The sequence below is a fragment of the Rhizobium sp. rho-13.1 genome, from assembly GCF_007000305.1.
GTDB classification, from domain to species: Bacteria; Pseudomonadota; Alphaproteobacteria; order Rhizobiales; family Rhizobiaceae; genus Rhizobium; species Rhizobium rhododendri.
Map to the genome: position 1 here is coordinate 352,859 of NZ_SCFL01000001.1, position 25,622 is coordinate 378,480.

A 25,622-nucleotide genomic window follows, 5' to 3' on the forward strand; every position below is an offset into this window, starting at 1 on the left:
TTTGCAGTCAGGCGAGCGATTTTCGCGGGCTCTTTCCTTAAGGGCGTGCCACGCGGGCTAGTCGCTTCCGCCTTCCAGATAGAAGGACAAGGTCCGTGCTCATTTCCCAGATCAAAGGTGCAGACGGCGCGATAACAGTCGCCGTCCGCAACGAACCGGGCGAAACCGCCAAGGCCGTCAAGGGTGCCGCCAGCGTCTATGCGCTCGCGATCGAGGCTGCCGATGGTGGAAAATCACTCTCCGAAGTCATCGCCGCCCATGGGCTGGGTGAGACTGTCGACCTCGACAAAGCCTATGCCGAAGGCAGGTTCCTGCCGCCAATCACGCATCCGGACGCTGCCCACCTGCACCTGACAGGCACGGGCCTTACCCATCTGGGTTCGGCTGCCACCCGCGATTCCATGCACAAGAAGACATCCGAAGAGGCTGAGGAAACCCTCACCGATTCCATGAAGATGTTCCGCATGGGCCTTGAGAACGGCAAGCCGAAGAACGGCGAAAAGGGTGTCCAGCCCGAGTGGTTCTACAAGGGCAACGGCAACGAGGCCGCAGCCCCCGGCGCACCCTTGGTCTCGCCCTCTTTCGCGCTCGACGGCGGTGAAGAGCCTGAAATGGCCGGCATCTATGTCATCGGCAAAGACGGCACGCCGTTCCGCATCGGCTTTGCGCTGTCGAACGAATTCTCCGATCACGTGACGGAGCGGATCAACTACCTCTACCTCGCGCATTCCAAGCTGCGGCCCGCCAGTTTCGGCCCGGAAATCCGCATCGGCGCTGCGCCCGACGATATCAGGGGCACGTCGAAAATCACCCGCGATGGCAAGGTCATTTTCGAAAAGCCTTTCCTGTCGGGCGAAGCGAACATGTCGCACACCTTCGCCAATCTCGAATATCATCACTTCAAGTACGGCCTGTTCCGCGCCCCCGGCGACGTTCACGTCCACATGTTCGGCACGGCGACGCTGTCGTTTGCGGACGGTATCAAGCCACAGGCCGGCGATGTTTTCGAGATCGAGGTTGCGGATTTCGGCCTGCCACTGCGCAATCCGCTCGCCGTAGCCGCGGAAACAGACGTGACGGTTCGCCAGCTCTAGAGACTTATGCTCCGGCCCGAGAGGGATGATCCGGAACGCCCCCAAGGACGATGTGACATGCACAAGAAAGCAGAATGGCCGCGCCGGTTGAGATCGCAGGAGTGGTACGGCGGCACCAGCCGTGACGTGATCTACCACCGTGGCTGGATGAAGAACCAGGGCTATCCGCACGACCTGTTTGACGGACGGCCGGTCATCGGCATCCTCAACACCTGGTCGGACATGACCCCGTGCAACGGCCACCTTCGCGAGCTCGCGGAGAAGGTCAAGGCCGGTGTCTGGGAGGCCGGCGGCTTCCCGATGGAAGTGCCGGTATTCTCGGCTTCCGAAAACACCTTCCGCCCGACCGCGATGATGTACCGCAACCTCGCTGCACTGGCGATCGAGGAAACCATCCGTGGCCAGCCGATGGACGGCTGCGTGCTGCTCGTCGGCTGCGACAAGACAACGCCGTCGCTGATCATGGCAGCCGCTTCCGTCGACCTGCCGTCGATCGTCGTCACCGGCGGCCCGATGCTGAACGGCTATTTCCGTGGCGAGCGCGTCGGCTCGGGCACCCATCTCTGGAAGTTCTCCGAGATGGTGAAGGCCGGCGAGATGACGCAGGAGGAGTTCCTCGAGGCAGAAGCGTCGATGAGCCGTTCTTCCGGAACCTGCAACACCATGGGCACCGCCTCGACCATGGCGTCGATGGCCGAAGCCCTCGGCATGGCGCTGTCGGGCAACGCCGCGATCCCCGGCGTAGACAGCCGCCGCAAGGTGATGGCGCAGCTGACAGGCCGCCGCATCGTCGAGATGGTCAAGGACGACCTGAAGCCTTCCGACATCATGACCAAGGAAGCCTTCGAGAACGCCATCCGCACCAATGCGGCCATCGGCGGCTCCACCAATGCCGTCATCCACCTGCTTGCCATGGCCGGTCGTGTTGGTATCGATCTTTCGCTGGACGACTGGGACCGTTGCGGCCGCGACGTACCGACCATCGTCAACCTGATGCCGTCGGGCAAGTACCTCATGGAGGAGTTCTTCTACGCCGGCGGTCTGCCTGTCGTTCTGAAGCGCCTCGGCGAAGCGGGCCTGCTGCACAAGGACGCGCTGACCGTCTCGGGCGAGACGATCTGGAACGAGGTCAAGGACGTTGTCAACTGGAACGAGGACGTCATCCTGCCGGCCGACAAGGCGCTGACCCAGTCTGGCGGTATCGTCGTCGTGCGCGGCAACCTGGCTCCCAAGGGCGCGGTATTGAAGCCATCCGCTGCTTCGCCGCATCTGCTCGTCCACCGCGGTCGGGCTGTCGTGTTCGAGGATATCGACGACTACAAGGCGAAGATCAACGACGACACGCTCGATATCGACGAGACCTGCGTCATGGTCATGAAGAACTGCGGCCCGAAGGGATATCCCGGCATGGCCGAGGTCGGCAACATGGGCCTGCCGCCGAAGGTGCTGAAAAAGGGCATCACCGACATGGTCCGCATCTCGGACGCTCGCATGTCCGGCACTGCCTACGGTACCGTCGTGCTTCACACATCGCCGGAAGCCGCTGTCGGCGGCCCGCTGGCTGTCGTGAAGAATGGCGATATGATCGAGTTGGACGTGCCCAACCGGCGCCTGCATCTCGACATTTCCGAGGCGGAACTGGCAGAGCGGCTGGCCGCATGGCAGCCGAACCACGACTTGCCAACGTCCGGCTACGCCTTCCTGCACCAGCAGCATGTCGAAGGTGCCGATACCGGCGCCGATCTCGACTTCCTCAAGGGCTGTCGCGGCAATGCGGTCGGCAAAGACAGCCACTAAAAGCCATCCAGATATGATATCGACGAAAGGCGGGGCCATAACCCCGCCTTTTCCTTATCTGCAATTGGCCAAGACTTTGCCGGCGGGCGAGGCGGCTTCCGGCTAACTACGCTTTACCCGACAGCGCTCCAGAAACCATGCTTCTTGCCATGCCTTCGCTTCAGCGCCGCGACATAGACAGCATGATCCGGGAACGCCCCAAAATCGGCGATATGGCTTGCGAGCATTGCGCAGGTGGCAAGGTGCCGGGCGGCGTGGCGATAGCGGCTGGAGCGGCCGCCCTCCAGCGAGAAGTCGATCATCGCCCGCAACAGGATGGTGGCCGCCAGCGGTTGTTTTTCCTGCAGCCAGTCGGCAGCTTTGGCCAGGATCTCGTAGAGGTCGCCGTCGATCTCCCCAGCGCGGGCAAGCACGAGCTTTGCCGCTTCCGCCGGCGCCGGCCATCCCTCGTAAAACATCAGCGCCGTATGGACATCCTCGAAGTCGGCCACATAGGCGAAGGCCTTTTCCTCGGCCTCGATATCGTCGAAATCCGGCAGGCGCTTGATGAACGCCTTCAGGTGTTCGACGCTCAGGTTCCGCTCGAAACACTGCCAGCGAAAAGCTTGCGCCTCCGCCTTGCGGTCGAGCGCCTCCAGCGTCTCGATGCGCAAATGCTGCCACTCGATATCCAGCGCGGGGCGTCCCGTCGGCGGCGCCTTGTCGAGCGCCTCTAGCGCTTCCGCCGCCCGCCCGGCCGCAAGCAGCCGCGCGGCAATATCGGCGGCAATGGCAGGCACGGTCTGCGACTTTTCACTGTGCTGACGGACAAAGGCATCGACGTCCCCCTCGGCATCGGCGATCTGCTGCAGCGCGATGCGGACGGCGGAGTCCCGATGGCGGGCCTCGATCTCGTCGGCATAAATCGGCCCGCTCATGCCCCAGCCGATGGCGACGCGGTCTTTGGGCACCTCGAGCTGCTCCTGCTGCCATCCGTCCAGAAGCTTCTTGAGTTGCGCCAGCCCGGTCTGCCCCAACGCCGGTGCAAGCGCCGGGATCAGCGGATCGCATTCGCCATACTCGTTGCGCCTGATCGCGCCAAATACCTGTTCCGGCAGCCTCTTGTGGTGGGAAGCGCTTGGGGCGATGGTGCCGAGATCGACGCAAGCAGCATGAAAACTGCCGATGATCACCCCATTGCTGTCGTCGCATCGCGCAAAGATTGAACCGGCTAGCTCGAGAAAGCGCCACAAAAGGTCCATCGCCTCGTCAGGATCGCCATCGGCGATGGTGCCTGAAATCATCGTACGCTGCGTTTCGAGGTCGCTCTTAAGGGCCTTGATCTTGCGCCAGTCGATGTAGGTTTTCGCCCGGTCGATGGACGACAGCCGCTTGCGCACCTCGCGCGCCACCTCGGCCGTGCTCTGCGCACCCGCCAGCTCCAGGCGAAGCCGCCGCTTGTGCGCCGCGTTGCCCATGCTGATCTCGATCAGCAATTCGGACAGCCGCCCGGCGCCGAGCGCCTCGAGGTTCTTCGCATTCAACGTCGTCTTGGCGGCCATGAAACATCTGCTTCTTTGGTTTCGATCCGGGTGTGCGGAGCCGGCAGATTAACGGCGCCAAGGGCAGGGGGCAATCGCGTTCGCCACCCAGATGCAGCCCAAGCGCATCCCGTCAGAGCGGTTTTTGCAAGAAGAAACAACAGCCTCGCCACGCCAGCCGATAAAAATGCGCACTAAGCCAAAACACCCGCCGGCAGGGGGTTGCATCGCCAAGAGAATCCTTTATATGACGACGCACCGGCGAAGACCTGAGGCATGCCACAGGGATCTCTATTGGGGAATAGTTCAACGGTAGAACGACGGACTCTGACTCCGTTAATCTTGGTTCGAATCCAGGTTCCCCAGCCAATTTTGTAAAATTCACGTTGCTTTTAAGATTTGTATCAGAACAGATTTTGCCTATCGGGCGATCGTGAATTGCATCTGCATAAAAATGTTTTGCTATAGCGTTTCCATGCAACTTCTATCCGAGAATTTTAGCTACTAAAACAAGCGTTTTTCTTTGGCAAATTTCCGGAAGCTATTGCCTTCTCAGTGTGCCAATGGCGCATGCAAGCATCGGTTGGGAGCGCAATTTGAATAGAGATATTGGGAGTCTGGGGGAGGGATTCTTCGACCAACTTATTGTGCACACCCCGGGGCTGGTCTGCAATAAGGTTCAGGCCGATAAGCGTGGCTGGGACTTTCTCGTTGAGTTTCCTTCGAAATCCTTAAATTCGCTACCCTTGGATATGCAACCTCCGCCTCTGTCTGCCTTTGTGCAAGTAAAGAGTACCGAAAATCGAAATCTGTCGCCCCGCATAAGGCTCTCCAACGCCCGTCGCTTTTTGCTGAGGCCGGACCCATGTTTTTTCGTACTTTTTGTCTACGAAAAAGGTAAACGGGAGCCTTTCAAAGCGTACTTAAAACATTTCTGGTCTGAGCTGATTGAGCAGACTGTGCGTGCGCTACGCACAGCGGAGAAAGACGGTCGCACCAAATTGAACTTGACCATGATGCCGGTGAATTTCGACGAGTCCCATCAGATTTCTTTCGATAATATAAGCGATCAGATGCTAAGAGCGATAAACGACATCAAAGGGCACTATGCTTCCGAAAAAGGAAGGTTGACTTATTTCTCTGGCGCGGAAGGTGGTTTGGGGTCGTGCAGCCTAGCCTTCGACGAAAGCGTATCCGATGATGATCTTATCGATCTCGCTTTGGGACTAAGAGCCAGTGTTCCGATTGACCGTTTCGCACCTAATTCGAAGCGATTTGGAATAACACTGCCGTTGCCGGGGGTGAGGGATGGACCAGGAGAGATTTCTCTGGAGGTGAAGCCTTCGTGCTCTGCGACACTTATTTTGTCAGGGCAGAGTTTTGATGACATCATCATGCCCGTCGATTTTTATGCACCAACCGCGTTTCCTTGGATTAGACATGAACTAATTCGTTACCGAATAAAGAATTCTTTTTTAGATTTTATCTTTCATCCTGCGAGCATGACCGCAAGTAAAATCGAGATTGATCTACCCTCCGGGGCTTCGTTATCGATCCATGACTTCGAACGCTTTTTAAGTCTGTTCGTGACATTGCGCGGGAAATCAGTAACTTCACAGATATGGTTCGAAGATAGTATGAAGATGTGGGGGACGATGGAGGTTCCATCGATCAGACCGAGCGAAGATATTACCGGCTGGACAGCGCATCTTCATTTTCTTCGGCACTTTATCGAAAAGGCTTCTCATTTCGTCGAGGGCGTCAATTTATCCCAGACTCAAATGATTGACGCGTCCGAGGAAGTTTTCGAATTTATGTTTCTTTTGAACAGCCCCACGATGAATGCAAACGGTCAGATTGAAAAATTACCTACCCTAAGCGCACAATATCGAATATTTCATCCGCTTATGGTTCAGGTGGGTCTGTTCTGTTTTTGCTGTTTGGTATCGCGACTGAGTACCGCGATTTGCGAAGAAGATGAGCGCATCAACATTTCTATGAGCGAACCGAGTCATCTAGCGAGTTATATTCTGAAAGCGAATGAGGGCATAACTGCCCAGTTGCTGGCTGACATTGAGCAACGCGCGAAATCTTTTGACGGGGAAGTCGCAAATATTATCCTCGCTGCTCCCCCCTTAGTTCGCGCCTAAGCAGCTCCGTATTTAATACACCATACACCCCATCCCCGACAGCCCCGTGCAAGCTCATCCTCCCATAACCGCCTCAGGTCGGGGAACGTGGCGAGTCTTTGTGCGCGTCCTGTAAGCGGCCGAGCTGTGAGGGCGTTCGGGGTCCCCTGTGATTTCGGGCGTGCATTGTTCGCGGGGGCGCGGGCAGGGCTTCGCGGCTGTCAAGATATCAAAGGGGTTCCACATGATTTCGCCGATTTCCTCGCTGAGCGCCACGCAGATCAGGGCGCTTGCGACCACGACTATCGCGGCCTGGACGACCAACGACATTTCGGCGTTGTCGACGACGCAGATCAAGGCGCTCTCGGCAGCGCAGGTCGCGGCCCTGGAAACGGAAGACCTTGCTTCCTTCTCGACAGCCCAGCTCTCCGCCATCTCGGCAACCTCGATCACCAGCCTCAGCCTCGACCAGCTGGCCATACTCACCACCGACAAGATCGGCGGCCTCGCGGCGACGCAGATCGCGGCGCTGAAGACCGCACAGATCGGCGCGCTCGACGCGCAGCAGATCGAGGCGCTGACGCCCGCCCAGGTGGCATCCCTCAGTGCCGGCCAGATCGCAGCACTGTCGACGGACGATATCGCCGGCTTCTCGACGGCCGACATCGCCGCAATCAGCGCCAGTGCCATTACCGGGCTGTCGTCCGCCAATATCTCCGTGCTCAGCTCCGGCCAGACTGCGGCCCTCAAAACCAGCCAGATCGTCGTGCTGAGGACCAGCCAGGTTGCGGCGCTGACGACGGACCAGATCCCCGCGCTCTCGACCGCGCAGGTTGCCGCCCTCAGCGCGACGCAGGTCAGGGCCTTGCCGACCGGCGATGTCGGTGTCCTCTCCAGCGCGCAGATCGGCGCTCTCGGAACGAAGGCGATCGCCGGCCTGACGTCGGCCCAGATATCGTCGCTGTCGACGGGGCAGATCGATGCCTTCACGTCGGTGCAGATTGCCAGCCTCACCTCGCTGCAGGTCTCCGCCGTCAGCGCCGCCGGCCTCGCCACCTTCTCCTCCGGCGACATGGCGGCGATCAGCACCGTGGCGCTGGCAGGCCTGTCCACCGCCAGCATCGCAGCACTCACCTCCGACCAGGCAGCAGCGCTGAAGACAAACCAGATCGCGGCGCTGAGAACGGGCCAGATTGCAGCGCTCACCTCCGACCAGATCCCGGGCCTGTCGACCTTGCAGATCGCCGCCCTGAGCGCATCGCAGGTGAGGATGCTGAACGGCGCCAGCATCGCCGCTTTGTCCACAGACCAGGTTGCGGCCATCAGCACCAAGGCCGTCTCGGGCCTCACCACGCAGCAGATCTCGTCGCTCTCGACAGGGCAGGCGCAGGCGCTCACTCCGGCACTGGTCGGCGTCATGACGGCAGCCCAGATCGGCGCGCTCAATACTGCTGATCTCGCCACCTTCTCGACGGCCGATATCGCCGCAATCAGCGTTGCCGCATTGCCGGGCCTCTCCACCGCCAATGTCGCCGCTCTCAGTTCCGACCAGCTTTCTGCCCTGAAGCCCACCCAGATCGCAGCCCTGAAGACAACTCAGATCGCAGCGCTCGACGCAACCCAGACACCGGCGCTGACGACGGCGCAGGTGACCGCGCTGACTTCCCTGCAGCTCAAGGCTTTGGCGAGCACCAGCGTCAGTGCCCTGTCCGCCGACCAGATCGGCGCGCTCAATGCCAAGGCCGTCGCCGGCATGACGACCGCCCAGATCGCGGCCCTCTCCACGGATCAGGCTGCAGCGCTGACATCCAGCCAGATCGCAAGCCTCAACTCCGGCCAGATTGCAGCACTCAGCACCGCCGATATCGCGACGTTCTCGCCCGACGAAATCGCCGCCATCAGCGCGGTCGCCCTGGCAGGGCTGTCCACTGACGGTATCGCGGCGCTCACCCCGGATCAGGCGGCGGCGCTGAAGTCGGCCCAGATCGCGGCCCTGAAGTCCGGCCAGATCGCGGCCCTTTCGTCCGACCAGATTGCTGCGCTTACGACATCGCAGGTCGGCGCGCTGGTCTCGGCGCAGGTCAAGGCCTTGTCCAGCGGCGGCCTTGCGGCCCTTTCCGGCGACCAGATCACCGCGTTGAACAGCAAGGCTATCGCAGGCTTTACCTCGCTGCAGATCTCCTCCCTGTCGACGCTGCAGATCGAGGGCTTCACATCCGCCCAGGTCGCCAGCCTCAGTTCAGCGCAACTGGCAGCGCTGAGCACGGCAGACCTCGGTGTTCTGTCTACGGACGAGGTCGCGGCCATCAGCAACGCGGCGCTCTCAGGCCTTTCGAGCGCCGGCATTGCCGCCCTCTCGCCGGAACAGACGGCAGCGCTGAAGGCAACCCAGGTTGCCGCCCTGAAGACGGCGCAGATCGCAGCCTTGAGTGCCGCCCAGATTGCCGAACTCGGCACCTCGCAGGTAGCCGTGCTGACGGCAGCGCAGACCGGCGCACTGTCCAGCACCACCATCGCCGCGCTGTCGAACGAACAGATCGGAGCCCTCAGTGCCAAGGCCGTGGCAGGTCTCACGTCGGCACAGATCGCTGCCCTGTCGGTCGATCAGGTGGAATCTCTGACCTTGGCGCAGGTCGCAGGCCTCGGCTCCGCCCAGATCGCCGCCATGAGTTCAGCGGATCTCGCGGCCTTCTCTGCCGATGAAGTGGCAGCCGTCAGCACCGCAGCGCTGTCCGGCCTCTCCAGCGATGTCCTGTCGTCCCTCAGCGCCGACCAGATAGCAGCGTTGAAGACAAGCCAGATCGCGGCCCTTAAAACTGCCCAGATCGCCGGCCTTGCATCCGGGCAGATCGGCACCCTGAGCACCACGCAGGTTGCCGCCCTCAGCGCCGCGCAGGTCACGGCTCTCTCCTCCGGCAGCGTCACGGCCCTCTCCGACGACCAGATAGCGGCGTTGAGCGTCAAGGCGGTCGCTGGCCTGACGTCGACGCAGATCACCCTGCTATCCAGCGACCAGATCCAGTCGCTGACCTCGGCACAGGTGGCAGGCCTTGGCTCCTCCCAGATTGCCGCTCTGAGCACGGCAGGTCTCCAGGCCTTCTCGACCGACGATATCGCGGCGATCGGGACGGGTGCTCTTGCAGGCCTCTCGACCACGGCCATCGCCGCCCTCAGCCCGGATCAGGCCGCAGCGCTGAAGACGACGCAGATCGCGGCGCTGAAAAGCGCACAGATCGCGGCTCTGACCACGGCACAGATTGCCAGCCTTACGACCCAGCAGATCGGGGCGCTCAGTTCATCAGCCATCTCCGGCATTTCGACAGCTGACATCGCAGCCTTTTCCGCAGACCAGATCGCCTCGCTGACGGCAACGGCGATGAAGGGCCTGACCTCCTCGCAGATCGCTGCCCTGACGACCGACCAGGTCAGCGGTCTGTCTGCATCGCAGATCGGGGCGCTGAATTCCTCGCAAATTGCAGCCCTCAGCACCGCCGACCTCGCGACCTTCTCGGCAGCCGATCTGGCCGCGATCAGCGCGGCCGGCATGTCGGGCCTCTCCAGCGACAATATCGCCAGCCTTTCGCCTGACCAGGTTGCTGGCCTGACCGCGGTCCAGGTGGCCGGGCTGACATCGTCACAGATAGCCGCCCTGACCGGGGCACAGGTTGCAGCGCTGACGACCACGCAGGTAGCCGCCCTCGGCTCGTCAGCGATACCCGGCCTGTCCACGTCAGGCATCGCATCCCTGTCGGGCGATCAGATTGCGGCGCTCACCACCAAGGCCGTCGCCAGCCTCACCACGGCGCAGGTCGGCGCCTTGTCCAGCGACCAGATCAACGCGTTGACGGCAACGCAGATTGCCAGCCTTGCCTCGAGCCAGGTTGCCGCCCTGACTGCGGGCGATGTTGCGGTCCTTACCGCCGACGATATCGCAGCGATCACGGCCTCGGCGCTTTCCGGCCTGTCATCCAGTAACATCGCCGCCCTCAGCGCCGACCAGATCGCAGCCTTGAGTGCCAGTCAGCTGGCTGCACTGCAGACAGCCCAGGTTGCTGCGCTGACTTCAGCGCAGCTTCCGGGCCTCACATCGTCGCAGATCGGCGCGCTCACCTCTCTCCAGATCGCGGCGCTCTCCAGCGACAGCATTGCAGCCCTGTCGCCCGACCAGGTGGCTGGCCTCAGTGCCAAGGCCGTCGCCGGCCTGACGGCAGCCCAGGTCGCCGCCTTGTCGACCAGCCAGGTCGAGGCGCTGACACCGACCCAGTTTGCAGGCTTCAGCGCCGCGCAGGTCGGTGGCCTCAACAGCGCAGATGTGGCTGTTCTCTCGACGGACGATATCGCAGCTATCGGAGCGGCTGCGCTGCCGGGGCTGGCGAGCGCCAACATTCCGTCGCTCACGCCGGACCAGATGGCGGCCCTGAAGACAAGCCAGATCGCCGCACTGACCTTCGCCCAGACCCGGGCCCTGAGTTCGGCACAGGCCGCAAGCCTCAGTACCGATCAGGTGGCGGCGCTGAACGCGGTACAGATCGCAGCGCTCGGAACGGCCAGCGTCGCAGCGCTCTCGACCGATCAGGTCGCGGCCCTGAATGCAAGGTCTCTGGTCGGCCTGACCACGGCGCAGATCGGCGCCATGTCGACGGCGCAGGTCGAAGCCCTGACGCCGGCCCAGGTGGGCGCACTCAATTCCCTGCAGATCGCGGCATTGAGCACGGACGGGCTGTCAGCCTTCTCGCTGGCAGACATCTCCTCGATCTCTACGGCAGCGATTGCCGGCCTCTCCACGGGTGATATCTTCGGATTGTCGAGCGCCCAGTTGCAGGCAATCACCGCATCACAGGCCGAGGCACTGGATCCAACCCAGATGGCGGCGGTCATCACAGCCTACCAGTCGTTCTGATAGGATTGGACCATGTCTCTACCCACGGCGCGAAAAGCGTCGTGGGCTTTCCGGCTCAGAGAAATTCGCGCAGCGTGTCGCGCGATTGCAGCGACAGGAATTCGATTGCAACGCCCTCGCGGAAATGGCGAACGATCCTGCCGCGCATGTTGCCGAGGCGGACGGCCATGCCGAGGGCAGGGCGCGCTTCGACATCGACGGCAGCACCGGAGAGCGACAGATCCATGAGGCGGCAGTTATAGACGGAGCCATCCTCGAGGGTCAGTTCCACCGTCGCACTCTTCGGCGTCAGGCGGTCATGGCGGCGATCCTCGGGCAGGCCGAGTTCGTGCTTGTTGGCAAGCCAGGTCAGCTGTGCTGCGAGCTTCTCGCGTTTGCGATCAGTGGCGTTGATCGACATGTTGAAGCCGCGATTGTCGACCGAGATGACAAGACCCTCAATCCGGCCTAGATGGTCGATATAGGCAATAACCCGCTCATTCGCGCGCGGCCTGCCTTCGCATGTAACGTAAAGGTCGCCCGGCGACATATCGACGACCATGCACTCGAATTCATCGTAATTGGCCAGCATCAGGCGACCTTGCATGTTGATCGGCACCCTTTGAAAGGTCCGTTGTTCCATGCGCGGCGCACTCCGCGTTGTCATTGCTGGCTGGAATGAGTGCATAAAGCGACTTCTTGATCCTGTGAGGCTCCAAGGATTGGTAGCAGAAATTTGTTAATAGATGATTGGCCGCCGTACGCCAGTTGCATTCGATGCACGTCATGCACTCATTCGCCACGCCCCAAAAGAGCACAGGTTGTATCGTGACTATCGGAGCATCGCTGACGGTTCGAAGGTCAGAGATTGAGTGCCCGGCGAACGGCGTGGGACAGCCCCAACCCCTTGCTTGCCAAAGCCGATGCTGGAGATTGCGGCGCAGGCGTTTCGGGTTCGCGCAAGCCCGTCCGGCCATCGATCGTACGGCCACGATCGAGACGAAGACCGGCGAGGGGCTGCGTTCCAAGCCAGGCGCTTTTGCTCGTCGCCACCAGGCAACCCAGCACCCGGTCGCAGCGATCCGGCGAGGAGCGCATCGGCAGCAGGATGACCTCGAATGTCATCGAGCGGCCATAGCCGCCATTGCCCGTTGCGTTGAGCACGGCCGGCGAAACCCCGTCCATGACGCCCTTGGCAAAGGTGACGGCCTCGGCACCCTGGCTGCTCCACAGCGAAGAAAAAGGCATGTCGCGAAGTTCCCGGCCGAAAAGGCTGCAAATCATCGTCCCCGCCAGTCGAAACCGGGGACCGCCGTCATCGGCGGCTTCCAGGATGAAGACCTGCGGCAACATGTGGCGGATGGCACCCGGATCGATCTCGGACCGCAACGGAGCGTCGGCGATCCCTCGGGTGCTCTTCCAATAGGTAAACAGTTCAAAGCTCTTATCCAGGCGCATGGTCGGTCCGTGTGTCAATTCGGTGCAGGATGGCGGATATTTCCGCCCTCTGGTCCATCCCATGCTTATTCCGTGCCACGGCAACCGGCTTAGGGTTAACGAAGCCTTTCAATTGACCGGCGACGTCTTCCCGTGAGATCGAGGATGATAATCATCCGAAGGGGTGACAGCGCCGACTTCAAGCCGCCCGGCTCAATCGGGCGGCTTCTTTTTTGGCAACCGCTCCTGTATGCCTTGCGTTTTCCTTTCACGACGAAGAGCATGACATGCAAGACGATGCGCCGAAGCTTCCGCCGACCGTGGAGAACCGCCCAGACGCGCCTCCGCCGCGCACGCCGATCTTCAATCTGCCCCCCGTGCTCGTCGCCAGCCTAGGCCTGCTGCTGGCGATCTTCCTGATCCAAAGCGTATTTTTCTCGACGGACACGCTCGACTGGTTCTTCTTTACTTTCGGCTTCGTACCGGGCCGCTACATAACGCCTTTGTCGCAGCAGGGTCTGGAGTGGCTCTGGACGCCGGTGAGCTATTCGCTGCTGCATGCGAGCATCGAGCACATCCTGTTCAACGGCTTGTGGCTGATGGCCTTCGGTGCGCCGGTGGCTCGCCGCATCGGCCCGGTGCGCTACATCGCATTCTGGATACTCTCGGCAATCGCAGCTGCAGCACTCAATGCCGCCATCCATTGGGGCCAGATGACGTTGATGATAGGCGCATCGGGCGTCGTCTCGGCGCTGATGGGGGCTGCCTGCCGCTTTGCATTTCCGCCCGAGAAACGCGGGCCTCGCCCGATGGAATCGCACCTCAATCCAAGACTGTCGATCATTGGCGCATTGCGAAGCCGGACAGTCCTGATGTTCATCCTGTTCTGGTTCTTCACCAATATCCTCATCGCCTTCGGCATGCCGCTGATTGGCGATGGATCGCAGGACGTGGCATGGGACGCTCATGTCGGCGGCTTTATCTTCGGTTTCCTGCTCTTTTCGCTGTTCGACCGCCCGATAGAATTGCCGACGCCGCCTGAAGACGTCGCCGCCATCGATGGCTGAAGGTTGCATTCCCGGCAACCTGAGTGCAACATCGAATTCCGGCCGCGCGGAGGGAGGAGACCACGGGCGACCGGAATCCTATTGCGATTTCGAAAGGGGAGGATCGAATGCCAATTTCCGTAAAATCCATTTTGGACGCCAAGGGTCGCGCCGTGGTGACCGTCGGTCCGGACACTACGCTGCTTGAGGCCGCTGCGATCCTTGCGGAACACCGCATCGGTGCGCTGGTGATCGGATCGCTCGGAGGCACTATCTCCGGCATATTCACGGAGCGGGACGTTGTAAAAGCTGTTGCCAAATATGGCCGCTCCAGCCTCGACCAGCCCGTCGTAGAAGTGATGAGTTACAACATCGTCCGCTGTAGCGAAGATTCGACGGTCGACGAGGTCATGGAGATGATGACCCAGAGACGGTTCCGCCATGTACCGGTGGAAGACGACGGCAAGCTCAGCGGCATCATTTCGATCGGCGACGTCGTCAAGGCCCATATCCGCGAGATTGAACTCGAGGCCGAACAGATCAAGGCCTATATTGCTGGATGAAATATCCTGGGGAGTGGGCTGATCACAGCACCTCCCCAGCCATGATTGCCGAACGAGCGCCACCCCACCCACTTCAGCGGGCGTAAGCTTCCTGCATGCGGCGAATCTCCGGAAGTCGGGCCGAAGCCTCCTCATAGCCGCGATCGATAGCCGCACCGGCGCGATAGAACTCGGAAAGGCCGATATCGCTCAGTCGCGGATGGAGCGCCAGATCCGGTGGATCGCCGGCAAGGCGCGCGCGCGAAATCCTGTCCTGTATGATGTTGAAGGCCTGCACCATGACGCCGGTCATGCCGAGCCTGGTGTACGGCGCTTCGGGCTGGCGATGGATGTCGGTCGCCGGCAGCAGAGCGTTGTGCTTGACCACGGCGGAGCGGCCGTAGAGATCGTAATTGAGGTTGACCGCGACGACCAGCGGCTGCTCGTAGGACCGGCAGACCGAGACCGGCACCGGATTGACGAGTGCGCCGTCGACGAGCGTTCGGTTGTTGCTGCGCACGGGCTCGAAAATTCCGGGCAGCGCGTAGGACGCCCGCAACGCTGTGATCAATGATCCGTTGGTAATCCACACCTCATGGCCGGTGTTGAGTTCGGCCGCCACGGCGACGAAAGGCCGGGGCAGGTCCTCGATGTTCAGCCCCTGCAGATGCTCCTGCATCCGCTTGGTCAGCCGCATCCCGCCGAACAGCCCGCTTCCGCCGATGGTCAGGTCGAGCAGGCTGGCAATGCGGCGCATGGTGAGCGAGCGGGCGAAGGATTCGAGTTCATCGAGCTTGCCGGCAAGATAGCAACCGCCGACGAGTGCGCCGATCGATGTGCCGGCAATCATGCCGATCTCGATGCCGGCCTCGTCGAGCGCCCTCAGCACGCCGATATGCGCCCAGCCTCGCGCTGCGCCGCCGCCCAGCGCCAACGCGATTTTCGCTTTGCTTGGAAGGACCGGAATGAGGGCCGTTGCGGAGAGATCGTTGCCTTTGGCCGGGGAGGTAACCGCCGGACTCTGTCCGGCGCCCTGACGATTGAAACGCCAGTTCAGCATCTTGTCTTCCTTCGAGGCGTATTGCGCCTCTTGTTATGTCGCGTCCCTTTTTGTTTGCCTGAACATCATACGTCGACAGGACTTAACAGTGTAATGCCCTGCCGGATCAATTTGTCTTAATGGCCATACACATCGCGTGGGTCGAAGTGGCGGTGGGTGTCGACGATTCGCACCACCGGCTTACCGTCCTGCAATTCGACAACCCGGTAGAAACACGAGCGGCGACCGGTATGGCAGGTTGCAGCGTGGCCACCCACCTCGACCTTCAGCAGGATGGCATCCTGGTCGCAATCGGTGCGGATTTCCACCACCGTCTGGAGATTGCCGGAGGTTTCGCCCTTCTTCCAGATCTTGGCGCGCGACCGGCTGAAATAATGCGCAATGCCGGTGCTGAGCGTGAGGGACAGAGCCTCGGCGTTCATGTGCGCTACCATGAGCAGGACACCATCACTGGCGTCGGTGACGACAGCGGTGATCAGACCGCCATCGTCGAAACGCGGCGTGAACTCGCCGTCATCCTCAAGTTCCGCCTTGTCGCGGGAAGGCTCCCTGAATCCTATCATCGCAAACCGTCACCTGAAATTAGCGTCCGCGCACCAGCGTCATGAAACGCGCCTGCTCGGCCGGATCGACCTTGTAAGAGCCGGTGAACCGTGTCGTCAGCGTTGTCGATCCCTGCTTCTGCACGCCGCGCATGGCCATGCACATATGCTCGGCCTCGATCATGATTGCAACGCCACGAGGACGCAGCGTCTCGTCGATTGCGGTGGCGATCTGTGCCGTCATAGTTTCCTGGGTCTGCAGGCGGCGCCCGAAGATATCGACCACACGGGCGATCTTGGAAAGGCCAAGAACGCGGCCGTTCGGCAGGTAGGCCACATGAGCTTTTCCAATGATCGGCACCATGTGGTGCTCGCAATGGGAAAAGAACGGAATGTCGCGCACCAGAACCATGTCGTCGTAGCCAGCCACTTCCTCGAAGGTCCGGCCAAGCACATCTTCCGGATCCAGGTCGTAACCGGCGAACAGTTCGCGGTATGACTTGGCGACGCGTGCGGGCGTGTCGATCAATCCCTCCCGGGTCGGGTCGTCACCGGCCCAGCGGAGAAGGACACGCACGGCATCCTCGGCTTCCTTTTGAGTAGGACGATCCGGGTGGGTGTCGGTCAGCGCCAAATTCTTCAACACAGCGTCCATTTCAGGCTCTCCTGATCCGCGATAGGGATCGTTTCAGTCTCGTCAGCGACATTGCCAGCCGGACACGGCTTTCGGCAAAATCAGTCCATACGTCCAGATTCTCGCGGCCGTCGTACACTGTTTCGGGTGAAACTCGCAGAAGAGCGTTGTAAAATCATGTCCTACGAACGAGATACATATAGTACGGCACCCTTGATGTGAAAGTGTTCGATCGGACACGGTGTGTTTTTCGTTTAGAATACAGTGACCGCCATATCGGAGCCCGGAGCGCAATGGACGACATCTACAACACCAAAATCCTTGAGTTTGCCGGCAACATTACGCGTATCGGTGTGATCGAGGATGCGGACGCCAGCGCCAAGGCGCACTCGCGTCTATGTGGCTCCCGCGTCACAATATGGCTGAAACTCGAGGGAAATATGGTCAGCGACTTCACCCACGACGTCAAGGCATGCGCGCTCGGCCAGGCTTCATCGTCGCTCATGGCACGCCATGTTGTCGGGGCGACCGTGTCAGAACTGCGCCAGGCTCAAAGCGACATGCTGGCGATGCTGAAGGCAGACGGCGAGGGGCCTGTCGGCCGATTCGAGGAGATGCGATACCTCCGCCCGGTCAAGGACTATAAGGCGCGGCACGCATCGACGATGCTGACATTCGACGCCGTCATCGATGCCATCGAGCAGATCGAGGCCAAACGCGGCGTAGCCGTGGAGGCCTGACCATGTGCGACGCGCACGGCCATGGCGACAAACCCCGCCAATCCAGAAACTATGCCGGTCCCTTCCGCAAGACCCCGGACCGACTGCTCGGTATTGGCCTGATCCGCCTCTACCAGCTGACACTTTCCGGCTTCATCGGCAATTCCTGTCGCCACCTGCCGACCTGTTCGGAATACGGCTATGAGGCAATCGCACGACATGGCCTCTGGCCCGGCGGCTGGATGACGTTGTTTCGCGTCGGCAGTTGCGGTCCTGGCGGCAGCAGCGGCTTCGACCCCGTTCCGGAGGTTCTCGAGCGCAGATACCGGTGGTGGACGCCGTGGCGATATCTGGCCCTACGCCGCTCGCCGGGCGCCTGATGAACAACATCACACACGGCCGGGTAGAACATGAAGGGCGTGCCTGATCTTTACTCAAAGCCTGAAAACATCTATCAGGCGCTGCGAGATCGGCGGCCGATTGCCCCGTCTCGTTTATGACGCACCACCCGCATTGGTTGGCGGGACTGGATAAGGAAGCTTATGATGACGGACGCTATTTCCCTGACATTTCCCGATGGTTCGGTGCGCGGCTTTGCAGCCGGCGCAACAGGCCGGGATGTCGCCGAATCGATATCAAAGTCGCTGGCCAAGAAGGCCGTGGCGATTACCATAGACGGCACCGTACGGGACCTCTCCGAACCGGTGACATCAGGGGCGATCGAGATCGTCACCCGTACCGACGCACGCGCGCTGGAACTCATCCGCCACGACGCAGCCCATGTCATGGCAGAAGCCGTGCAAGAACTATGGCCCGGTACGCAAGTGACCATCGGTCCCGTGATCGAGAACGGTTTCTATTACGACTTTGCCAAGAACGAGCCGTTTACGCCGGACGACCTGCCCGTCATCGAAAAGAAGATGAAGGAAATCATCCAGCGCAACAAGCCGTTCACCAGAGAGATCTGGTCGCGCGAAAAGGCCAAGCAGGTATTTGCCGACAAGGGCGAGACCTACAAGGTCCAGCTGGTCGATGCGATCCCTGCCGGCCAGGATCTGAAGATTTACTACCAGGGCGACTGGTTCGACCTCTGCCGCGGCCCGCACATGGCCTCGACCGGCCAGATCGGCACTGCCTTCAAGCTGATGAAGGTGGCCGGTGCCTACTGGCGTGGCGACAGCAACAACCCGATGCTGACCCGCATCTACGGCACGGCGTTCGCCGAACAGTCGGAACTCGACAACTACCTGAACATTCTGGCTGAAGCCGAGAAGCGCGATCATCGTCGCCTCGGCCGCGAGATGGACCTTTTCCATTTCCAGGAAGAGGGACCTGGCGTGGTCTTCTGGCATGGCAAGGGATGGCGGCTGTTCCAGTCGCTGGTATCCTACATGCGCCGGCGTCTTGCGCGCGACTACCAGGAAGTCAATGCGCCGCAGGTGCTCGACAAGTCGCTCTGGGAAACCTCGGGACACTGGGGCTGGTACCGCGACAACATGTTCAAGGTGACGGTTGCCGGCGACGAGACCGACGACGAACGCGTCTTCGCGCTGAAGCCCATGAACTGCCCCGGTCATATTCAGATCTTCAAGCATGGCTTGAAGTCGTACCGCGAACTGCCTGTACGCCTTGCAGAATTCGGCAATGTTCATCGCTACGAACCCTCCGGCGCGTTGCACGGGCTGATGCGCGTACGCGGCTTTACGCAGGACGACGCCCACATCTTCTGCACCGACGAACAGATGGCCGCCGAATGCCTGAAGATCAACGATCTCATCCTGTCGGTCTACGAGGATTTCGGCTTCCAGGAAATCGTCGTCAAGTTGTCGACACGGCCGGAAAAGCGGGTCGGGTCGGATGCCCTGTGGGATCGCGCCGAAGCCGTCATGATGGAAGTGCTCCAGACCATCGAGGCGCAATCGGGCGGGCGTATCAAGACTGGCATCCTGCCGGGCGAGGGCGCCTTCTACGGTCCGAAGTTCGAATACACGCTGCGTGACGCCATCGGCCGCGAATGGCAGTGCGGGACGACGCAGGTCGACTTCAACCTGCCGGAACGCTTTGGCGCCTTCTACATCGACCAGAACTCGGAAAAAACCCAGCCGGTTATGATCCATCGCGCCATCTGCGGCTCGATGGAGCGCTTCCTCGGTATCCTGATCGAGAACTTCGCCGGTCACATGCCGCTGTGGATTTCACCGCAGCAGATCGTCGTCGCAACCATCACATCCGAGGCTGACGACTACGGCATGGAAGTAGCCGAGATGCTGCGCGAAGCAGGCCTGCAGGTCGAGACCGACTTCCGCAACGAGAAGATCAACTACAAGATCCGCGAGCACAGCGTCACCAAGGTGCCCGTGATCATCGTTTGCGGCAAGAAGGAAGCCGAAGAGCGCTCGGTCAATATCCGCCGCCTCGGTTCGCAGGCACAGACTTCGATGTCGCTCGATGCGGCTATCGAAAGCCTGACGCTGGAAGCCACGCCTCCTGACGTTCGCCGCAAGGCAGCGGAGAAGGCGGCGCGGGCAGCCTGAGCGATCACCCTCTGACAGAGCCGTGCTGGCTCTGTCAGAGAACTGACATCGAAGTGTAATATACCGACGCCAGTGTGATCAGGGGCGGGTCTTTCCCGGGATAATCGTGAAGCTCAAAGTGCTTTCCTACGCCAATGACCGTGACCCCCGGCTGAAGCGCTGGTTCATTCGCTCCATCGAGGGACTGTCGGGCCGGGATCGTTACGCGCGGCTTTACGACATCTGGCGCAGCGACATCGTTGCCTCCGGCGACCGGGTGTTCGGCAAGATGCTGGATCTTATCGACATCCGCATGGACGTGCGCGGCGCCTGGCCGCCGGCGAACCTGCCCGATACGCCGCTCGTCATCGTCGCCAATCATCCCTTCGGCATCGGCGACGGAATCGCGGTGCTGGCGCTCGCCGAACAGCTCGGTCGCCCCTTCCGGGTGCTGATCAACGATGAACTGCTCAAGGTTCCGGAGATGAGCGCCTATTCGCTGCCGATCTCGTTCGAGGAAACCCGCGAGGCGATGGCGATGAATATGCAGACCCGTCACGAAGCCGTTCGTCTCTTGAAGGAAGGCGTGACCATCATCGTCTTTCCCGCTGGTGGCGTGGCCACGGCGAAACGGGGCTTTGGGCTGGCTGAGGATCTGCCCTGGAAGATTTTCCCGGCCAAGCTGGTGCAGGCAGCGCGGGCATCCGTCATTCCGATCTATTTCGAAGGCCAGAACGGCCGTCTGTTCCACCTTGCGAGCAAGCTATCCCTGACGCTACGCATCTCTATGCTGATTCGGGAATTCCGACGCCTCTCCGGCAGCACGATCACCTCACATATCGGCGAACTCATCACCTTTGAAAAGCTCAGCGAGGGTGCCGATCGCAAGGATCTGCTGTCGCGACTTTATAGCGCCGTGTTCTCGATGGCGCCGCCGAAGCGCCCGGTTCTCAGCCGCGCCAGCTGAGTTTGGCCGAACTGAGGTGAACCCGGCTAATCCATGCTGGTGCCGTCGTCGCCTGCGGGTAGCGGCGGCTGGACGGCCGAGGGGCCTCCCGCCTCGGGCGGCGCGGTTGGCGCTTGTGCGGCCGGCGCCTGCGGGGAAGGCGCCTGTTGCAGCTGGTCGTCAGGTCCGTTTTCGGGATCCTGCAGATCCTGCGGCTGCTGCTCTTTCATCAGCACCTCGACATCGGTGTTTTTGCCGGCCGCGACACTGAAATCCCGCTGATAGATCTTGTCCTTGTTGCGCGCGACCGCGGTGTAACGCCCCTCGGCCAGGATCATCGTCGGGAAGGCACTGACGCTCTCGCCGACAATGTCGCCGGCAGCCGTCAGCACGGACCAGGCTGTATCGGCAATAGCCTCGCCGCCGGCATCCGAAACCAGCTTGAAGGTGAGTTTTGCGGCGCGATGCTGGATCGTTGCCTCGGTCACCTTGCCGGCCTCGACCTGGATATCGGCGCGGATGATGGCATTGACCTGCCCGTATTCCGAGACAATGTGGTAGGTCCCGGCGCTGAGTCCCACCAGCGTGTTCGGCTTGACGTCGGACATGACGAGACCGCGTGTCCCGTCCTCCTTCACCTCGTTGGAATAGACGGAAAAGCTGAGCTCGGCCGGTGGAATCCTGACATCGGAGCCGGACACCGCGTTGAGCAGGATACCGCCGGCATCGAGCACCATGACCTGCTTCTGCGTCTCGCCGCTTTCCGGCACTGTGAGCTTCTTGGTAACGCCGGCACGACCGAATGAAACGTTGACGAAATAATCCCCCGGGCCGAGCTGAAAGGCCGCCGAACCGCCTTTGGAGCTTGCCACCAGCGGCAGTTTTCCGTCACCGCCAGCGACGGGACTGAACACGTACCAGGACAGACCCTGTTGCAAAGGCGGTCCATCCGCCGTCAGCTTGGCGTCGAGTGCGACATCGCGGATGGCGGCGGCCTTCTTGTCCGTCCCCGGGGAGATGAAAGCGTTTAGCTTCGGCATTTTCGCCGTACTGTCGAGATGCTTGAATTCCTTGAAGGCATCGTCTGCCCGGACGGAGAGGCCGGTAGCGAGCAAAAGCATCGCCGTCAGGCCTATACGACCGGTATGAACAAAAGCCGACATGAATTCCCACCGATCGATGACGCGTATCAATCTGCAACAGAAGACCAACGCGGTGGCAAATTCAAGACCTTGGCCATCATAGCCCCCGGGTTTCGCATGGTTTTGTCCCTGCAGCGGCAATTGACATCGGCGCAACCGACAGCGACAAACCGGCATCGCCATTCATGACACTTGCGACCTTGTCGCCACGATGGAATTTCTGATGAAAAACGACATCACGCTGATCGATTACCTCGCTGTCCGCCGGTCGACGCCTGCCTTCCAGATGTGCGAACCCGGGCCGGGCAGGGGCGAACTCGAGGACATGTTGCGACTGGCCTCGCGCGTGCCGGATCACGGCAAGCTCGCACCCTGGCGCTTTATCGTCTACCAGGGCAACGAGCGAGCCAAGATCGGCGAGGCGCTGCTGCAATTGGCGCTGGAGGCAAAGCCTGACCTTTCCGACGAAATGAGGAAGGTCGAACTCGCCCGGTTCACCCGCGCGCCTGTCGTCATCGCCGTCGTCAGCACCGCCGGACCTCATGTCAAGGTGCCCGAATGGGAGCAGGTCCTGTCGGCTGGCGCGCTCTGCCTCAATCTGTCGATGGCGGCCAACGCCCATGGCTATGTCGCGAACTGGCTGAGCGAGTGGTTTGCCTATGACGAGCGCGCCTATCCGTTGCTCGGCATCAGGCCCGGCGAGAAGGTTGCGGGTTTCATCCATGTCGGATCGACCACCTTCCCGATCACCGAGCGGCCGCGCCCTGAACTCAGCGACACCGTGACCTGGGTCGGCGGAGGCGACGGCTGATGTTCTACAGCACGGACACCAACCGGCACGGCCTGTCCCACGATCCGTTCAAATCCATCGTCACGCCAAGGCCCATTGGCTGGATCGGCAGCAAGGGCAGGGATGGCTCGATCAACCTGTCGCCCTACTCATTCTTCAACGCTGTCTGCGACACCCCGAAGATCATCATGTTCTCCTCGCAGGGCCGCAAGGACAGCGCCCGGAACGCTGAGGAGACCGGCGTCTTCACCGCAAATTTCGTCAGCCGCAACCTCCTCGAACAGATGAACGCCTCTTCGGTGAGCGTACCCTATGGCGTCGACGAGTTTGCTGTCGCGGGTTTGACAGCGGCACCCGCTCAGCTGATCGATGCGCCCTATGTTGCGGAGGCCTTCGCCGTGCTCGAATGCAGGGTGACGGAAATCCGTAATCCCATGACCTTGTCCGGGACGCCGGCCAACAATTTCATGGTGTTCGGCGAAGTCGTCGGCATCCACATCGACGAGGCAATCATCCGCGACGGGCGCCTCGACATGGAACTGGCACAGCCCATGGGCCGCATGGGCTATATGGACTACAGCGAGGCCAGCACCGTGTTCGAACTGCTGCGTCCACCCACGCCAAAGTCGTAATTCGATGTCGATTTACCCGTCGTCGGCCAATTCGACAATCTTACCGGACGCTTAACGCCTATGGTGAACCAATCATAAACTTTTTGCCGCTAGCATCGGAATCACAGTAGCGGACGGCAGCCGTCCCCAACATCGAGGCCGGAAAAGTGATCGTAGAGGCATTTCTTCGCTGGGCGGAAACGGCCAAGGCCGGCGACAGGGCAAGGGCTGCCAATGCGCTCGGACGGGCGTATCTTGGCACAACCATGCCAGCTGCCGAACGCGATGCGGCCGAGATGGCGATGACTTTCCTGCTTGACGATCCATCACCACGCGTCCGCCTGTCTCTCGCGGAAGCGTTGGCCCATGCAGCAGATGCGCCGCGCAACGTCATCCTGTCGCTGGCAACCGACCAGCCCGAAATTGCTGCGCAGGTCATCCTCTGCTCGCCGCTGTTTAACGACGCCGATCTCGTCGACCTCGCTTCGCGCGGCGACAGCGTCACGCGGGTGCTGATTGCCTCGCGCGGAGCGCTCGGTCCCTCGGTTGTCGCGGCCATTGCCGAGATCGGCGACGAAGAGGAAGTTCTTTGCCTGCTGGAGAATGGCGGGGCTTGCTGGTCGCGCGCTTCGTTGAAGCGTGTCACAGATCGGCTCGGCCATTCCGCCGATATCCGCCGTCTGCTGCTGGAGATGCATGACTTGCCCTGCGATGCACGCCATCTGCTGATGCAGCAGGTCAGCGACGCGCTGGCGGAATTTTCGCTCGTACAGGCAACCCTCAGCCCGCGCCGCCTGCAGCATGTGACCCGAGAGGCAGGCGAAGCGGCTACCGTGGCAATCGCGGGTGCCGTCAACCATGATGAAATCTCCGGAATGGTCGAGCACCTGCGGCTGTCCGGGCGCCTGACGCCGGCTTTCCTGATGCACACGCTGTGCAGCGGCAAGGTCGATTTCTTTGCCGGCGCCGTCGCCAATCTCTCAGGCTGCAGCGAGCCCCGCGTCCGTTCCATCCTCGGCACCGGACGCATGCATGCCGTGCGTGCCCTCTTTGAAGCCGCCGGATTGCCGCGCGACATCAGCACGCTGTTCGTCGAGGCGACGATGCTCTGGCGCCAGGCTTCGCGTTCGACCATGGAGACGATGCTCGATACCGTGTCTCAACGTCTGTTGCGACGCCTTGGTCGGAGACACGGCACTGCTGGCGGCGCCACCGACTTGCTGGTGATGGTGGAAAAGCTGCACATCCAGGAGCAGCGTCAATCGGCCCGCAATTTCGTCTCCCAGGCAATGCCCTGCGCGGCCTGAGAAACCTAAGGATCGCCTATTTCCCCGCCTCGACTTCGGCGATGAAAGCCTTGATGATTTCGGTAAGCAATGCCGGCTGTTCGACGCAGGCTATATGTCCGGCATCGCGGATCAGCTCATAGCGCGCATCGGGAATACGCTTGGCCATCGCCAGAACGACAACTGGCGGTGTCGAGCCGTCCTTACCGCCGGCGACACAGATCGTCGGTACGGCGATGGACGTCGCCGCCGCCTCATAGTCCGCGTCTCTCAACGCCTCGCAGGTCGCCACGTATCCCTCGGCCGGCTGACGGACCAGCATATTCCGATAGCCGGCATAGGCTGTATTCTCTGGGCGTCGGAATTCTACCGTGAACCATTGCTCCATGATGCCGTCGGCAAGCGCCTCGATGCCACCGGCATTGACTGCGGCGATGCGGTCGTTCCAGAGTGCGGGTGTCCCTATCCTCGGCGCCGTGCCGCAAAGGATGAGACCTCGTACCAGTTCCGGACGGCGATGGTAAAGCGACTGGGCAATAAGCCCACCAACAGACAGCCCGCAGATATACGCATTGCTGACCGAGAGCATGTCGAGAAGACCGGCGAGGTCGCCGGCATGGTCCTCGATCGCATATGGCGTCCGGCCAACATCCGAAAGACCATGACCGCGCTTGTCATAGAGGACGATGGCGAAATCGCCCGCAAGGCGGACGATCACGTCGCGCCATATGCGGAAATCCGTGCCGAGAGCATTGGCAAAGACGATCGTCGGCTTGTCGGCCGGCGCGCCGATGATTTGATAATGGATCATCACATCGTTGATGCGGGCAAACTGCATGCTTTGTCCTCACGATCGGTTTAGGCTTCCTTAGCCAGCGGCATGCCGGCAAAACGCTCTATTGCCATGAGGATCGCTGCACGGCAAAGAAAATCAG

21 protein-coding genes and 1 tRNA gene are annotated in these 25,622 nt (G+C 61.1%); 14 read left to right on the plus strand and 8 right to left on the minus strand.

Annotation, left to right across the window (positions count from 1 at the left end):
* Positions 1-95 precede the first annotated feature (95 nt).
* Together araD1 and araD are read left to right on the plus strand one after the other, a co-directional pair.
* Positions 96-1,094, plus strand: coding sequence for an AraD1 family protein (araD1, locus tag EQW76_RS01945; protein ID WP_142822695.1), 999 nt, complete (start codon positions 96-98; stop codon positions 1,092-1,094).
* 57 nt (positions 1,095-1,151) lie between these two features.
* Complete coding sequence (araD, locus tag EQW76_RS01950) at positions 1,152-2,891, plus strand: L-arabinonate dehydratase (RefSeq protein WP_142822696.1); 1,740 nt, start codon at positions 1,152-1,154, stop codon at positions 2,889-2,891.
* 113 nt (positions 2,892-3,004) lie between these two features.
* Here araD and EQW76_RS01955 read toward each other — a convergent pair whose 3' ends face one another.
* A complete protein-coding gene (locus EQW76_RS01955; RefSeq protein ID WP_142822697.1) occupies positions 3,005-4,432 on the minus strand; it encodes a DUF6880 family protein in 1,428 nt (475 codons plus the stop codon).
* Between the two features lie 274 nt (positions 4,433-4,706).
* Between EQW76_RS01955 and EQW76_RS01960 the strand changes: the two genes are divergently transcribed.
* The 3 genes from EQW76_RS01960 (at position 4,707) to EQW76_RS01970 (ending at position 11,440) form a co-directional block, all read left to right on the plus strand.
* Positions 4,707-4,780: transfer RNA gene (locus EQW76_RS01960), tRNA-Gln, on the plus strand.
* Between the two features lie 227 nt (positions 4,781-5,007).
* Entirely contained in the window at positions 5,008-6,561 is a 1,554-nt protein-coding gene (locus EQW76_RS01965) for a hypothetical protein (protein ID WP_142822698.1), read from the plus strand.
* A gap of 223 nt (positions 6,562-6,784) precedes the next feature.
* On the plus strand, positions 6,785-11,440 hold the full coding sequence (locus tag EQW76_RS01970) for a hypothetical protein (protein ID WP_142822699.1): 4,656 nt from the start codon (positions 6,785-6,787) through the stop codon (positions 11,438-11,440).
* A 55-nt stretch (positions 11,441-11,495) separates the two neighbouring features.
* Here EQW76_RS01970 and EQW76_RS01975 read toward each other — a convergent pair whose 3' ends face one another.
* Both EQW76_RS01975 and EQW76_RS01980 read right to left on the minus strand, forming a co-directional pair.
* Positions 11,496-12,107, minus strand: coding sequence for a PilZ domain-containing protein (locus EQW76_RS01975; RefSeq protein ID WP_142822700.1), 612 nt, complete (start codon positions 12,105-12,107; stop codon positions 11,496-11,498).
* Between the two features lie 173 nt (positions 12,108-12,280).
* Positions 12,281-12,877 (minus strand): PAS domain-containing protein, encoded by a 597-nt coding sequence (locus tag EQW76_RS01980; RefSeq protein ID WP_161990918.1) that lies wholly within the window; start codon positions 12,875-12,877, stop codon positions 12,281-12,283.
* Positions 12,878-13,143: 266 nt separating this feature from the next.
* Here EQW76_RS01980 and EQW76_RS01985 point away from each other — a divergent pair, with 266 nt between their 5' ends.
* Together EQW76_RS01985 and EQW76_RS01990 are read left to right on the plus strand one after the other, a co-directional pair.
* A complete protein-coding gene (locus tag EQW76_RS01985) occupies positions 13,144-13,923 on the plus strand; it encodes a rhomboid family intramembrane serine protease (RefSeq protein ID WP_142822702.1) in 780 nt (259 codons plus the stop codon).
* 107 nt (positions 13,924-14,030) lie between these two features.
* Positions 14,031-14,465, plus strand: coding sequence for a CBS domain-containing protein (locus tag EQW76_RS01990; RefSeq protein ID WP_142822703.1), 435 nt, complete (start codon positions 14,031-14,033; stop codon positions 14,463-14,465).
* A gap of 73 nt (positions 14,466-14,538) precedes the next feature.
* Here the strand turns inward: EQW76_RS01990 and EQW76_RS01995 are convergent, their stop codons facing one another.
* The 3 genes from EQW76_RS01995 to folE all read right to left on the minus strand — a co-directional run bounded on the left by EQW76_RS01995 (position 14,539) and on the right by folE (position 16,701).
* On the minus strand, positions 14,539-15,504 hold the full coding sequence (locus tag EQW76_RS01995; protein WP_142822704.1) for a patatin family protein: 966 nt from the start codon (positions 15,502-15,504) through the stop codon (positions 14,539-14,541).
* Between the two features lie 116 nt (positions 15,505-15,620).
* Positions 15,621-16,067 carry a phosphoribosyl-AMP cyclohydrolase gene (gene hisI / locus EQW76_RS02000; protein ID WP_142822705.1) on the minus strand — a complete coding sequence of 149 codons (447 nt, stop codon included), beginning with the start codon at positions 16,065-16,067 and terminating at the stop codon, positions 15,621-15,623.
* 19 nt (positions 16,068-16,086) lie between these two features.
* On the minus strand, positions 16,087-16,701 hold the full coding sequence (gene folE, locus EQW76_RS02005; RefSeq protein ID WP_142822706.1) for a GTP cyclohydrolase I FolE: 615 nt from the start codon (positions 16,699-16,701) through the stop codon (positions 16,087-16,089).
* A 272-nt stretch (positions 16,702-16,973) separates the two neighbouring features.
* On the opposite strand from folE, the gene EQW76_RS02010 reads away from it, so the two are divergent.
* From EQW76_RS02010 to EQW76_RS02025, 4 genes are all read left to right on the plus strand, one after another.
* Positions 16,974-17,420, plus strand: coding sequence for an iron-sulfur cluster assembly scaffold protein (locus EQW76_RS02010; RefSeq protein WP_142822707.1), 447 nt, complete (start codon positions 16,974-16,976; stop codon positions 17,418-17,420).
* A gap of 2 nt (positions 17,421-17,422) precedes the next feature.
* Positions 17,423-17,779, plus strand: coding sequence for a membrane protein insertion efficiency factor YidD (yidD, locus tag EQW76_RS02015; protein ID WP_142822708.1), 357 nt, complete (start codon positions 17,423-17,425; stop codon positions 17,777-17,779).
* A 165-nt stretch (positions 17,780-17,944) separates the two neighbouring features.
* On the plus strand, positions 17,945-19,933 hold the full coding sequence (gene thrS / locus EQW76_RS02020) for a threonine--tRNA ligase (protein ID WP_142822709.1): 1,989 nt from the start codon (positions 17,945-17,947) through the stop codon (positions 19,931-19,933).
* 106 nt (positions 19,934-20,039) lie between these two features.
* Entirely contained in the window at positions 20,040-20,879 is an 840-nt protein-coding gene (locus EQW76_RS02025) for a lysophospholipid acyltransferase family protein (protein WP_142822710.1), read from the plus strand.
* A 26-nt stretch (positions 20,880-20,905) separates the two neighbouring features.
* On the opposite strand, the gene EQW76_RS02030 is transcribed toward EQW76_RS02025, so the two are convergent.
* A complete protein-coding gene (locus EQW76_RS02030) occupies positions 20,906-21,979 on the minus strand; it encodes a hypothetical protein (RefSeq protein ID WP_244616925.1) in 1,074 nt (357 codons plus the stop codon).
* A 244-nt stretch (positions 21,980-22,223) separates the two neighbouring features.
* Here EQW76_RS02030 and EQW76_RS02035 point away from each other — a divergent pair, with 244 nt between their 5' ends.
* From EQW76_RS02035 to EQW76_RS02045, 3 genes are all read left to right on the plus strand, one after another.
* A complete protein-coding gene (locus tag EQW76_RS02035; RefSeq protein ID WP_142822711.1) occupies positions 22,224-22,811 on the plus strand; it encodes a nitroreductase in 588 nt (195 codons plus the stop codon).
* A complete protein-coding gene (locus tag EQW76_RS02040; RefSeq protein ID WP_142822712.1) occupies positions 22,811-23,422 on the plus strand; it encodes a flavin reductase family protein in 612 nt (203 codons plus the stop codon). The genes EQW76_RS02035 and EQW76_RS02040 overlap by 1 nt, the downstream gene beginning before the upstream one ends.
* 131 nt (positions 23,423-23,553) lie before the next feature.
* Complete coding sequence (locus tag EQW76_RS02045) at positions 23,554-24,708, plus strand: DUF2336 domain-containing protein (RefSeq protein ID WP_202617118.1); 1,155 nt, start codon at positions 23,554-23,556, stop codon at positions 24,706-24,708.
* 16 nt (positions 24,709-24,724) lie between these two features.
* Here the strand turns inward: EQW76_RS02045 and pcaD are convergent, their stop codons facing one another.
* The gene (gene pcaD / locus EQW76_RS02050; RefSeq protein WP_142822714.1) at positions 24,725-25,525 is read right to left on the minus strand and encodes a 3-oxoadipate enol-lactonase; all 801 of its coding nucleotides are present in this window, start codon (positions 25,523-25,525) and stop codon (positions 24,725-24,727) included.
* Positions 25,526-25,622 lie beyond the last annotated feature (97 nt).

Excerpts from the sequence above, each read along its gene's own strand:
- araD (WP_142822696.1), top strand. The coding sequence starts at position 1,152 with ATGCACAAGAAAGCAGAATGGCCGCGCCGGTTGAGATCGCAGGAGTGG.
- EQW76_RS01955 (WP_142822697.1), bottom strand. The coding sequence starts at position 4,432 with ATGGCCGCCAAGACGACGTTGAATGCGAAGAACCTCGAGGCGCTCGGC.
- EQW76_RS01970 (WP_142822699.1), top strand. The coding sequence starts at position 6,785 with ATGATTTCGCCGATTTCCTCGCTGAGCGCCACGCAGATCAGGGCGCTT.
- EQW76_RS01975 (WP_142822700.1), bottom strand. The coding sequence starts at position 12,107 with ATGCACTCATTCCAGCCAGCAATGACAACGCGGAGTGCGCCGCGCATG.
- EQW76_RS01980 (WP_161990918.1), bottom strand. The coding sequence starts at position 12,877 with ATGCGCCTGGATAAGAGCTTTGAACTGTTTACCTATTGGAAGAGCACC.
- EQW76_RS01985 (WP_142822702.1), top strand. The coding sequence starts at position 13,144 with ATGCAAGACGATGCGCCGAAGCTTCCGCCGACCGTGGAGAACCGCCCA.
- EQW76_RS01990 (WP_142822703.1), top strand. The coding sequence starts at position 14,031 with ATGCCAATTTCCGTAAAATCCATTTTGGACGCCAAGGGTCGCGCCGTG.
- EQW76_RS01995 (WP_142822704.1), bottom strand. The coding sequence starts at position 15,504 with ATGCTGAACTGGCGTTTCAATCGTCAGGGCGCCGGACAGAGTCCGGCG.
- hisI (WP_142822705.1), bottom strand. The coding sequence starts at position 16,067 with ATGATAGGATTCAGGGAGCCTTCCCGCGACAAGGCGGAACTTGAGGAT.
- folE (WP_142822706.1), bottom strand. The coding sequence starts at position 16,701 with ATGGACGCTGTGTTGAAGAATTTGGCGCTGACCGACACCCACCCGGAT.
- EQW76_RS02010 (WP_142822707.1), top strand. The coding sequence starts at position 16,974 with ATGGACGACATCTACAACACCAAAATCCTTGAGTTTGCCGGCAACATT.
- yidD (WP_142822708.1), top strand. The coding sequence starts at position 17,423 with ATGTGCGACGCGCACGGCCATGGCGACAAACCCCGCCAATCCAGAAAC.
- thrS (WP_142822709.1), top strand. The coding sequence starts at position 17,945 with ATGACGGACGCTATTTCCCTGACATTTCCCGATGGTTCGGTGCGCGGC.
- EQW76_RS02030 (WP_244616925.1), bottom strand. The coding sequence starts at position 21,979 with ATGCTTTTGCTCGCTACCGGCCTCTCCGTCCGGGCAGACGATGCCTTC.
- EQW76_RS02035 (WP_142822711.1), top strand. The coding sequence starts at position 22,224 with ATGAAAAACGACATCACGCTGATCGATTACCTCGCTGTCCGCCGGTCG.
- EQW76_RS02040 (WP_142822712.1), top strand. The coding sequence starts at position 22,811 with ATGTTCTACAGCACGGACACCAACCGGCACGGCCTGTCCCACGATCCG.
- pcaD (WP_142822714.1), bottom strand. The coding sequence starts at position 25,525 with ATGCAGTTTGCCCGCATCAACGATGTGATGATCCATTATCAAATCATC.